11 protein-coding genes and 1 pseudogene are annotated in these 10,096 nt (G+C 66.0%); 4 read left to right on the forward strand and 8 right to left on the reverse strand.

Going from position 1 to position 10,096, the window contains the following annotated elements; translation table 11 throughout:
* Positions 1–24: 24 nt before the first annotated feature.
* A pseudogene (locus ACQKJZ_RS15920) lies at positions 25–387 on the reverse strand (methionyl-tRNA formyltransferase); the annotation flags it as partial.
* Positions 388–441: 54 nt separating this feature from the next.
* Between ACQKJZ_RS15920 and recR the strand changes: the two are divergent.
* The 3 genes from recR to rmuC all read left to right on the forward strand — a co-directional run bounded on the left by recR (position 442) and on the right by rmuC (position 3,155).
* A complete protein-coding gene (gene recR / locus ACQKJZ_RS15925) occupies positions 442–1,038 on the forward strand; it encodes a recombination mediator RecR (protein WP_427732272.1) in 597 nt (198 codons plus the stop codon).
* Between the two features lie 44 nt (positions 1,039–1,082).
* Complete coding sequence (def, locus tag ACQKJZ_RS15930) at positions 1,083–1,604, forward strand: peptide deformylase (protein WP_427732274.1); 522 nt, start codon at positions 1,083–1,085, stop codon at positions 1,602–1,604.
* An 84-nt stretch (positions 1,605–1,688) separates the two neighbouring features.
* A complete protein-coding gene (rmuC, locus tag ACQKJZ_RS15935) occupies positions 1,689–3,155 on the forward strand; it encodes a DNA recombination protein RmuC (RefSeq protein ID WP_427732287.1) in 1,467 nt (488 codons plus the stop codon).
* A 395-nt stretch (positions 3,156–3,550) separates the two neighbouring features.
* Here rmuC and ACQKJZ_RS15940 read toward each other — a convergent pair whose 3' ends face one another.
* From ACQKJZ_RS15940 to ACQKJZ_RS15970, 7 genes are read right to left on the reverse strand one after another with little or no spacing between them, the layout of a single operon-like run.
* Positions 3,551–4,366, reverse strand: coding sequence for a TrmH family RNA methyltransferase (locus ACQKJZ_RS15940; RefSeq protein WP_427732276.1), 816 nt, complete (start codon positions 4,364–4,366; stop codon positions 3,551–3,553).
* A gap of 1 nt (position 4,367) precedes the next feature.
* The gene (locus ACQKJZ_RS15945) at positions 4,368–4,640 is read right to left on the reverse strand and encodes an HPr family phosphocarrier protein (protein ID WP_312488799.1); all 273 of its coding nucleotides are present in this window, start codon (positions 4,638–4,640) and stop codon (positions 4,368–4,370) included.
* Positions 4,637–5,044 carry a PTS sugar transporter subunit IIA gene (locus tag ACQKJZ_RS15950; protein ID WP_007403466.1) on the reverse strand — a complete coding sequence of 136 codons (408 nt, stop codon included), beginning with the start codon at positions 5,042–5,044 and terminating at the stop codon, positions 4,637–4,639. The genes ACQKJZ_RS15945 and ACQKJZ_RS15950 overlap by 4 nt, the downstream gene beginning before the upstream one ends.
* Before the next feature lie 18 nt (positions 5,045–5,062).
* Positions 5,063–5,974, reverse strand: a complete 912-nt coding sequence (gene rapZ / locus ACQKJZ_RS15955) for an RNase adapter RapZ (protein ID WP_312488798.1) — start codon at positions 5,972–5,974, stop codon at positions 5,063–5,065.
* Complete coding sequence (locus ACQKJZ_RS15960) at positions 5,974–6,417, reverse strand: HPr kinase/phosphorylase (protein ID WP_427732279.1); 444 nt, start codon at positions 6,415–6,417, stop codon at positions 5,974–5,976. The genes rapZ and ACQKJZ_RS15960 overlap by 1 nt, the downstream gene beginning before the upstream one ends.
* 21 nt (positions 6,418–6,438) lie before the next feature.
* Positions 6,439–8,004 carry a stimulus-sensing domain-containing protein gene (locus tag ACQKJZ_RS15965; RefSeq protein ID WP_427732281.1) on the reverse strand — a complete coding sequence of 522 codons (1,566 nt, stop codon included), beginning with the start codon at positions 8,002–8,004 and terminating at the stop codon, positions 6,439–6,441.
* Complete coding sequence (locus ACQKJZ_RS15970) at positions 7,973–8,680, reverse strand: response regulator (protein ID WP_427732283.1); 708 nt, start codon at positions 8,678–8,680, stop codon at positions 7,973–7,975. Before ACQKJZ_RS15970 ends, ACQKJZ_RS15965 begins: the two co-directional genes overlap by 32 nt.
* Positions 8,681–8,886: 206 nt before the next feature.
* Between ACQKJZ_RS15970 and ACQKJZ_RS15975 the strand changes: the two genes are divergently transcribed.
* A partial coding sequence (locus tag ACQKJZ_RS15975) for a phosphoenolpyruvate carboxykinase (ATP) (protein ID WP_427732285.1) occupies positions 8,887–10,096 on the forward strand: 1,210 nt, incomplete at its 3' end.

The raw sequence follows: 10,096 nt of genomic DNA on the forward strand, positions 1-10,096 counted from the left end.
GATGCGGGTAGTGGTTTGGAGTTAGAGGGGGCCTCCGCCTCCCCAGCGCGGCAACAGCGAGCCATGGACGTTCAGGCAGCCGAGCCGAGGCGCATCCAAAATGACCTGCGGCAGGATCAGGCCGTAAGCCGCGACGACCGCGACATCGGCGTCGTGCGCGGCGAACGTCGCCTGTTCCTCGGCCCCGCGCAACGATACGGGCGTGAAGACCGGGATGCCACGTCTCTCCGCCGCCTGGTGCACCGGCGAGGCGACCAGTTGCCGCCCCCGCCGCCCGCCGGGACGCGGCGGCTGGCTATAGCTTGCGACGATGTCATGCCCGGCCTCGGCCAGCGCCTCCAGAACCGGGACGGCAAAGCCCGGCGTGCCCATGAAGATGATCCGCATGGCGGAAGCCTCTCTGCGCTGGCGGGACGGCGCGCAACCCCCTATCTGTTCCTGATGGCATCCCCCGAGATCGAGGCGCTGACCCAGGCGCTCGCGCGTATTCCCGGCCTAGGGCCCCGATCGGCCCGGCGCGCGGTTCTTCACCTGCTCAAGAAGCGGGAGGCGGCGCTCGCCCCGCTGCTCTCTGCGCTGGTCGCGGTCGAGGAGCGGCTGGAGACCTGTTCGACCTGCGGCAATATCGACACGGCCAACCCTTGCGCCATCTGTGCCGATCCCCGCCGCGATCCCGCCGCGCTATGCGTGGTCGAGGAAGTGGCCGACCTTTGGGCGCTGGAGCGGTCACGGCTGTTCCCGGGGCGCTTCCATGTGCTGGGCGGCCGGCTTTCCGCGTTGGAGGGCATCCGCCCGGAGGATCTGGCGATCGATGCGCTGGTGCGGCGGATCGAACAGGGCGGCATCGGCGAGATCGTGCTCGCGATGAACGCCACGCTGGAGGGGCAGACCACCGCCCATTACATCGCCGAGCGGATCGAGCGTTTTCCGGTTCGCGTGACGCAACTCGCGCATGGCCTGCCGGTCGGGGGCGAACTCGACTATCTGGACGAGGGGACGCTGGCTCAGGCGCTGCGGGCGCGGCGACCGGTGGTCTGACGCCCGGCTTGACGCTTTTGCCCTCGCGCCGTAGCGACACGGCCATGGCCATTCTTCCGATCGTCGAAGTTCCCGACCCCCGTCTGCGTCTCGTCTCCAAGCCGGTCGAGGCGGTGGACGATTCCGTCCGTCAGCTCGTCACCGACATGATCGACACGATGTACGACGCCCATGGCATCGGCCTGGCCGCGATCCAGGTCGGCATCGACAAGCGGGTGCTGGTCATCGACCTTCAGGAGGAAGAGGACGAGGATGGCAAGCCGGTCAAGAACCCGAAGGCCTATATCAACCCGGAAATCCTGTCGGTCAGCGACGAGCTGTCGACCTATAACGAAGGCTGCCTGTCGATCCCCGAGCAATATGCCGAGGTGAAGCGGCCGGCGACCTGCCGGGTCAAGTGGCTGGACGAAAAGGGCGAGGCGCATGAGGCCGAGCTGGACGGTCTGCTCGCCACCTGCATGCAGCATGAGATCGACCATCTGAACGGCGTGCTGTTCATCGACCATGTCAGCCGGCTGAAGCGCGACATGCTGATGCGCAAGCTCAACAAGATCCGCAAGGGCTGACGTTTCCCCCACGAATGGGTCTGTTAGTACGGGGCCGTTCGATCTATGTTCCGACCTGTTGCTATATTCTGACAGGTTGAAATGATGCCCGAATTGATCGCCGTTGCGCTGTTGGCGCTGGTGCTGGGGGGACTGGCCGGCTGGCTGGTCGCACGCCGCAAGGCCGATGGTCTGGCGGCCGAACTGGCCACCGCCAAGGGGCAGGCGGCCGAAGTGCAGCCGCTGCGGACGGCGCGCGATACCGCCGAGCGCGAACGAAGCGATGCGCTACAGGCGCTGGCCGAATTGCGCGGGCGGGCGGCCGATCTCGACATGATCCGCGCCGCGCGGGACGCGGTCGAGGCGGAGCGCAACGCGGCCTTGCGCGAACTCGCCGAGTTGCGCGCGCGGTCGCAGGAGCGCGAGACGGCCTATGCCCAGACGCTGGAGGCGCTGGGGCAGGCGCGCGAGCAGATCAACACCCAGTTCGGCGAGGCGGCGGCGCGCGCGCTCGAAGTCGCGCAACGCCAGTTTCTGGAGCGGGCCGAGGCACGCTTTCGCCAGTCGGAGGAAGCGTCGGGGCAGACGCTCAAGGCGCTGCTCGATCCGGTTCACCAGCGGCTGCAACGCTATGAAGAGGGTGTGCGCAAGGTCGAAGACGAGCGCCGCGATGCCTTTGGCGAGCTGAAGGGTCAGATCGAGGCGATGCGGATCGGGCAGGAGCGAGTCTCGGGCGAGGCGGCCAAGCTGGTCAACGCGTTGCGCAACGCCCCCAAGGCACGCGGGCGCTGGGGCGAGCAGCAGCTGCGTAACGTGCTGGAAAGCTGTGGCCTGTCCGAACATGCCGATTTCCAGACCGAGGTCAGCGTGGCGGACGGCGAGGGCGGACGGCTTCGCCCCGATGCGATCGTGCGGGTGCCCGGCGGCAAGGCGCTGGTCATCGACGCCAAGGTGTCGCTCAACGACTATCAGGATGCGTTCGGCGCGGTGGACGAGGTCGAGCGGCTGGCCGGCCTGTCGCGTCATGCCGCCGCGATGCGCGCGCACGTCAACGGGCTGGGCAACAAGAGCTATTGGAACCAGTTCGACGACGCGCCCGACTATGTCATCATGTTCGTGCCGGGCGAGCATTTCCTGTCGGCGGCGCTCGAGCATGACCCGACGCTATGGGACTTCGCGTTCGACAAGCGCGTGCTGCTTGCGACGCCGACGAACCTGATCGCGATCGCGCGGACGGTCGCAGCGGTGTGGCGGCAGGAGAAGCTGGCGCAGGAGGCTCGGCAGATCGGTGCGCTCGGCAAGGAGCTTTACGCGCGACTGGCGGTCATGGGCGGACATGTGTCGAAGCTGGGCAAGAATCTTGATACCGCGATGACGGCGTACAACGCCTTTGTCGGCAGCCTGGAGAGCCAGGTGCTGACCAGCGCACGGCGGTTCGAGGCGCTGAACATCGACACCGGCGGCAAGGCGATCGACTCGCCGCCGATCGGGGAACAGGCGGTCCGGCCCTTGACCAAGCTGATGCCGGTGGCGGAGCTGACCGAGGCTGGAGACGGCGCTGAGGCGTCCTGAGGCTTTGGGATGCCGGCCGAGCGACTGAAGGGCTTGGTCGGCAAGAGGGTGACATTTCAGGGCGCCCCCTCCGTTTGCACTGAGCGAAGTCGAAGTGCACGGGCGTACCTGTCGGCAACATTCATCCCATGGCCTTCGACTTCGCTCAGGCTGAACGGGGGTGGGGAGCTTTGGGTTCAGTTCGCGTCTCGGCGTTGCGTCAGCACGTCATAGACTATGATCGACGAGATGACGGTGGCATTGAGGCTGATGACCCCGGGGTAGCATTTCAGAACCCGGCAACCCTCGTCCGTTCGCACTTAGCGAAGTCGAAGTGCAAGAGCGTGCCCGTTGGCAAAGTTCACCCCTTGGCCTTCGACTGCGCTCCGACTGAACGGAGTAGGGGTGCTTGGGGTTCAGCCCGCTTTCGTGCCGCCGCCCTGTTGCGCCAGTACCTCATAGGCCATGACCGCCGTCGCGACGGCGGCATTGAGACTGTCGGCCTTGCCCAGCATGGGGATCTTCACCAACACGTCACAGGCCTCGGCGTAATCCGCCGGCATGCCTTGTGCCTCATTGCCCGTCAGCAGGAAGGTCGGCGCGGCATAATCGGCGGAGCGATAATCCGTCTCGGTGTCGAGGCTAAGACCAACCAATTGCCCCGGCCCCTGCCGCAGCCAGTCGAGAAAAGGCTGCCATTCGGTCTTCACGATCGGCACGGTGAACAGCGCTCCCATGCTGGCGCGGACCGCCTCGACGGAAAACGGATCGACGCACTCGCCGACCAGGATCAGCCCGCCCGCGCCGACCGCATCGCCGGTGCGCAGGATGGTGCCCAGATTGCCGGGATCGCGCAGGCGTTCGGCCACCAGCCAGATACCCGACGACGCCCGATCGAGCATGTTGAGCGTCGTGCCCAGTTCCTCGAACACGCCGACCACGGCCTGCGGATTGTCCTTGCCCGACAGCTTGGACAGGATGTCGGGCGTCGTCTCGATCGCCTCGCCCCCGGCCAGCTCGACCGCGCGGACCAGCTGGCGGACCAGCGGATGGTCGGCCGATGGCTTGGCGAAGAACAACAGGGTCGGCAGCCGCCCCGTCTCCTTGGCTTCGGTCAGAATGCGCAGGCCCTCGGCCAGGAACTGGCGGGCCTGCTTGCGGTGGCGCTTGTCGCGCAAGTCGCGGACCCACTTGATCAGCGGGTTGGAATAAGCGGTAATCTCGCGGGGCATATCAGTCTTCGCCGAACTTCGCTTCCACCAGCGCGGCCAGCGCCGCGACCGTTTCGTCGGCGCCGTCACCGGCCGCGCTGATCGTGATGGTGTCGCCCATCGCCGCGCCCAACATCATCAACCCCATGATCGAGGTGCCGGTCACCGTGCTGCCGTCCTTGCCCACCCGCACCTCGCAAGGCTGAGTGGAGGCCAGCGTCACGAACTTGGCGCTGGCGCGCGCGTGCAGGCCGCGGCGGTTGGTGATGAGGACGGTGCGCGACTGTTCGCTCATGCGGCGGCCTCGCCCAGCACTTCGGAGGCGACCGAGATATATTTGCGCCCGGCCTCACGCGCGGCGGCGACGGCATCGACGACCTGCATCGACTTGCGCGCCGATCCCAAGCGGATGAGCATGGGCAGATTCATGCCCGCGATCACCTCGACCCGCCCGCGCTCCATCAGAGAGATGGCGAGGTTCGAGGGGGTACCGCCGAACAGGTCGGTCAGGACGATCACCCCGCGTCCGGCATCCACCGCGCCGATCGCGGCGGCGATGTCGGCGCGCCGTTCCTCCATGTCGTCCTCCGGGCCGATCGCGATGGTCGCGATCCGCTCCTGGGGGCCGACCACATGCACCATCGCGGTCACGAACTCATCGGCGAGCCGCCCGTGGGTCACCAGAACCAGACCGATCATGTCAGACACGCATATCCATCATTGCTTGGCCGGCCTGGCTTCCAGGGAGTCTTTCGGCACGGCGCTCAAATCACGATGCACCACCGTGGGGGAAAAACCGTTTTGGCGCAACCGTCGCGCGATCCGATCGGCGACATGGACCGACCGATGTCTCCCTCCGGTACAGCCGATCGCGATGGTGATGTAGGATTTACCCGACTCGATGTAGCGCGGCACGACGGTGTCGATCAGCGTTTCTAGTTGGCCCAGCACCGTCTCATAGGCGGGGTCGCGGCGGATATAGTCGACCACGCCCTGATCCAGCCCGGTGCCGGGGCGAAGCTCGGCGGACCAATGCGGATTGCGCAGGAAGCGCATGTCGAAGACGAGGTCGGCGTTGCGCGGCAATCCGCGCGAGAAGCCGAACGACATGACGGTCAGTACGGGCTCGCTCAACCCTTCGACCGCGTAATTGGCACGCACCCACTGGCCCAGATCGTTGCTGGTCATGTTGGTGGTGTCGAGCAGTCGGTCGGCCATGTCGCGCAAGGGAGCGAGCAGCGCGCGCTCATGCGCGATGCCGTCATCCGCCGCACGGTCGAGCGCCAGCGGATGACGATGCCGGGTTTCGGCATAGCGGCGCTTCAGCTCCTCGCCGCCGCAATTGAGGAACAGCGTTTCGATGGCGAGGCGGGGGCTGTCCTTCAACCGGCGGACACGCGCGATGATCTTCTCGGGATCGAAGTCGCGGGTACGCACGCCCAGGCTGATCGCCAGCGGGCGGTTCCTGTCCTCCATGCCGGCGGGTGGGGGCGCCTCCAATAGACTGTCGAGGAGGAACAGCGGGAGATTGTCGACCAACTCCCAACCCAGATCCTCCAGCGTCTTGAGTGTCGTGGAGGTGCCGGCGCCCGACATGCCGGTGACCAGCAAGATCCGTTTGCGATCCATTACGTACGTTCCTTGTGGTGCGACACCATCAGCTCGACCTTGATCGGGGCCGAGGCGGGGAGGGGGTTCAGACGATAGCAAGGCAAGCTGATGCCCGCGATCACCACCGATTCGGGTTCGGGCAGGCGATCCTCGCCCTCACCCAGATCGATGACGAGGCCGATCATGGCGCGCGATTGATACGGCATGGTGACGATGCCGACACCGCGCACTTCGATCCGGCCGGCAATGGCGGCGGGGACTTCGGCCCGGAGTGTCCCGCCCTCGGCCGTGACGTGCAGATAGTCATCACCCACCAACATGGCGCCGCGATCGATGAGGCGCAGGGCCAGGTCGGACTTGCCCGCCCCCGATGGCCCACGCAGCAATATGCCGACTTCGTCAATCGTGACGCAGGTCGCATGGACCAATTCGGGGATCAATTCGGCTTCGGCCGGTGGCATGATCGCGGCTCCGCAACGCCGTCAAAGGCCGGGGGCCAGCGGCAACCTGACGACGAAACGCGCGCCGCTCATGCGGTCCTCACGCGATTCGACATGAATGCGGCCCTGATGGGCCTCGACGATGGTGCGCGCAATGGCGAGGCCAAGGCCGGAATGACGCCCGAAGCTCTCGCCGCTTGGCCGGATCGAGTGGAAACGGCGGAAGATCGCCTCGCGCGCATCCTCGGGCACGCCCGGGCCTTCATCCTCGACCCGTACGATCGCGTCGTCATGATCGCGCGCCAGGCTGATCGCGACGACCCCCTGATCGGGCGAGAAGGACAGCGCATTAGCGATGAGGTTCTCAAACACCCGTTCCAACCGCGCGCCCTCGCCCGAGACGATGGCGGGGCCCGGTTCGGGCGAGTCGAAGCGCAGGCGGATGCCGCGTTCCACCCCGCGCGCCTCGCGCTGCGCGATCATCCCCTCGATCAACGCGTGGAGATCGACCGGATCGAACTTCGCCCGGCTGAGCTGGGCGTCGAGCCGCGAGGCATCGGAAATATCGGTGATCAACCGGTCGAGCCGCCGGACATCGTCGCGAACGATGGCGAGCAGCTGTGCCTGAAGCGCGGGATCGCGGATCGTCTCCAGACTGTCGACCGCGGAGCGAAGCGAGGCGAGGGGGTTCTTCAGCTCGTGCGTCACATCGGCGGCAAAGGCTTCGGTCGCGTCGATGCGCGCCCGCAGCGCCAGGCTCATGTCCGATAACGCACGGGCCAGCATCCCCAGCTCGTCGCGCCGATCGGGCAGGCGCGGCACCACCACTTCGCGCGCACGACCCAGCCGAACGCGCACCGCCGCGCGGGCGAGCCGCCGCAGCGGCCGGACGATGGTACGCGCCAGGAACAGGGAGAGCAGGACCGAGATCAGGGCGACCAGCGCCAGCAGGACGCTTAGCCGGAACCGCTCGATCCGAACCGTTTCGGTGATGAAGCGCGCATTCTCCGTGGTCATGATCGCTCCGCCGGCGGGAAGCGGCGCGGCGGCGGTGATCACGGGGGTGCGATCGGGCGCCCGCCAGACCGACGCGGCGATCATCCCGCGCCGCGCCGCCAAGACGTCGGGCCATTCCGCGCCCCCGCGCCGCTCGCGGTATAGGGGCGGGCGCGCGGCACCGACGACGGTGTCGATACCGGCATCCAGGAAGCGCGCGATCACCTGACCCAGGCCCTGCTTGTCGGGGTCGCGCAGAACGAAGTTGCGGACGCCGAGCGCACGACTGTCGCCGATCATCCGGCCGCTGGCGTCGTACAGCCGTAATCGCTCCCCGGTGTCGCGCGCCAACCGCGCGATCAGGGCGTCGCGCTCGGTCGGCTGGACCGAGGTAAGCGCCTCGCCGATCAACCGCACCTCGCGCACCGCCTGTGCGACGCGGTTGTCGAGCAGGCGGGTGCGATACGAATCGAGATAGAAAAAGCCGCCGGCCAACAACAGCAACGCAAAGATGTTGAGCGCCAGGATTCGCTGGGTCAGCGAAATCTGGCCCGACCAGCGCAGCGCGAGGTCGGGAGCGTCACTCCTCGGAGAATCGGTAGCCGGCGCCATAGAGCGTCTCGATGGCGTCGAACTCGGGGTCTACCTGGCGGAACTTCCGGCGCAGGCGCTTGATGTGGCTGTCGATCGTGCGGTCGTCGACATAGATGTCGTCCTGATAGGCGGCATCCATCAACTGGTTGCGGGTGCGCACGATACCGGGGCGCTGCGCCAGCGTTTCCAGGATCAGGAACTCGGTGACGGTCAGCGTGACCGGCTCCCCCTTCCACGTCACCTTGTGTCGCGCGGGGTCCATGGCCAGCTGACCACGGGTCAGGGGTCCTTGCGTCTCGGCCGCCGGTGCGCCGGGCGTCTGGCCGGTGCCTTCGGAGCGACGAAGGATGGCGCGGATTCGTGCGATCAGCAGCCGCTGCGAAAACGGCTTGGCGATATAGTCGTCCGCCCCCATCGCGAGGCCAAGCGCCTCGTCCAGCTCGTCGTCCTTGCTGGTCAGGAAGATCACCGGAATCTGGCTCTTCTCACGCAGGCGGCGGAGCAGTTCCAGTCCGTCCATGCGTGGCATCTTGATGTCGAAGATCGCCAGGTCGGGCGGATTGTCGATCAACGCCTTCAGCGCGGCTTCGCCATCGGCATAGATCCGCGTGAGAAAACCTTCCACCTGAAGTGCGATCGATACGGAAGTCAGGATGTTGCGGTCGTCATCGACCAACGCGATCGTCGCGGTCATGCGGAGGACTTTGCGGGCGAGCGATCGGCCATATCACTCAGGTAGGCCAAAGCGGGACACGGCTCAACCATCTTCGCATACTGCAGTGTTTGACGTGTTAAACGTTTCGGCTAGAAGGCGGTGCAACGCATACGTATTCAGGTGCGATAACAACCGGCTTCCTGCGGCTCGACCGACGGGTGCCAAGGGGAATGAGGACGCTTCAGATGAACGAACGGATTCCAGAAATCTGCCTTGAGGCGCAGGGGATCGAAACCCGTGCGACCCTGCACTGGAACCTTGTCACCGCGCGGTTGATCGAGACGGCGGTGGCGCGCGGCGAGGGCAAGCTGTCCGCCGATGGTCCGCTGGTCGTCGAGACGGGCGAGCACACCGGCCGTTCGGCGCAGGACAAGTTCATGGTCCGTGACGACGAGACCCGCGACACCGTGGGGTGGGGCAAGACGAACAAGCCGATGAGCCCGGAAGATTTCGCCGCGCTGAAGGCCGATTTCTTCGCCGCGCTCGGCCAGAAGGAAGACCTGTTCGTCCAGGACCTGTATGGCGGCTCGCAGCCCGAGCATCGCGTCCGCGTCCGCGTCGTGACTGAGTTCGCCTGGCATAACCTATTCATCCGCACGATGCTCGTCCGCCCCGAGGAGCATGAGCTGCGCAAGTTCGCGGCCGAATACACGATCATCGACCTGCCCAGCTTCCGCGCCGACCCCGCGCGCCATGGCTGCCGTTCGTCGACGGTGATCGCGGTCAACATGACCGAGAAGCTCATCCTGATCGGCGGCACGCGCTATGCCGGCGAGATGAAGAAGTCGGTCTTCGGCCTGCTCAACTATCTGCTGCCGACGACCGGGGTCATGCCGATGCACTGTTCGGCCAACATGGGCGCGGACGGGTCGACCGCCGTGTTCTTCGGCCTGTCGGGCACCGGCAAGACGACATTGTCGGCCGATGCCAGCCGTACGCTGATCGGCGACGACGAGCATGGCTGGTCGGACACCGCCGTCTTCAATTTCGAGGGCGGCTGCTATGCCAAGATGATCCGCCTGTCGCCCGAGGCCGAGCCGGAAATCTTCGCGACGACCAAGCGCTTCGGCACCGTGCTGGAAAATGTGGTCATGGACCCGGTCACGCGCCAGCTGGACCTGAACGATAACAGCCTGGCCGAGAACAGCCGGGGTGCGTACCCGATCGACTTCATCCCCAATGCGTCGAAGGACAATATGGGGGGCGTGCCGCGCAACATCGTGATGCTGACGGCCGATGCCTATGGCATCTTGCCGCCGATCGCGAAGCTGACGCCCGAACAGGCCATGTATCACTTCCTGTCGGGTTATACCGCGCGCGTCGCGGGCACCGAGATCGGCGTGACGGAGCCAAAAAAAAAAAAAAAAAAAAAAAAAAAAAAAAAAAAAAAAAAAA

The sequence above is a fragment of the Sphingomonas sp. NPDC019816 genome, assembly GCF_050274375.1.
Lineage (GTDB): Bacteria > Pseudomonadota > Alphaproteobacteria > Sphingomonadales > Sphingomonadaceae > Sphingomonas.

Coding starts and splice junctions, on each gene's coding strand:
- recR (WP_427732272.1), top strand. CDS start 442: ATGGCATCCCCCGAGATCGAGGCGCTGACCCAGGCGCTCGCGCGTATT.
- def (WP_427732274.1), top strand. CDS start 1,083: ATGGCCATTCTTCCGATCGTCGAAGTTCCCGACCCCCGTCTGCGTCTC.
- rmuC (WP_427732287.1), top strand. CDS start 1,689: ATGCCCGAATTGATCGCCGTTGCGCTGTTGGCGCTGGTGCTGGGGGGA.
- ACQKJZ_RS15940 (WP_427732276.1), bottom strand. CDS start 4,366: ATGCCCCGCGAGATTACCGCTTATTCCAACCCGCTGATCAAGTGGGTC.
- ACQKJZ_RS15945 (WP_312488799.1), bottom strand. CDS start 4,640: ATGAGCGAACAGTCGCGCACCGTCCTCATCACCAACCGCCGCGGCCTG.
- ACQKJZ_RS15950 (WP_007403466.1), bottom strand. CDS start 5,044: ATGATCGGTCTGGTTCTGGTGACCCACGGGCGGCTCGCCGATGAGTTC.
- rapZ (WP_312488798.1), bottom strand. CDS start 5,974: ATGGATCGCAAACGGATCTTGCTGGTCACCGGCATGTCGGGCGCCGGC.
- ACQKJZ_RS15960 (WP_427732279.1), bottom strand. CDS start 6,417: ATGCCACCGGCCGAAGCCGAATTGATCCCCGAATTGGTCCATGCGACC.
- ACQKJZ_RS15965 (WP_427732281.1), bottom strand. CDS start 8,004: ATGGCGCCGGCTACCGATTCTCCGAGGAGTGACGCTCCCGACCTCGCG.
- ACQKJZ_RS15970 (WP_427732283.1), bottom strand. CDS start 8,680: ATGACCGCGACGATCGCGTTGGTCGATGACGACCGCAACATCCTGACT.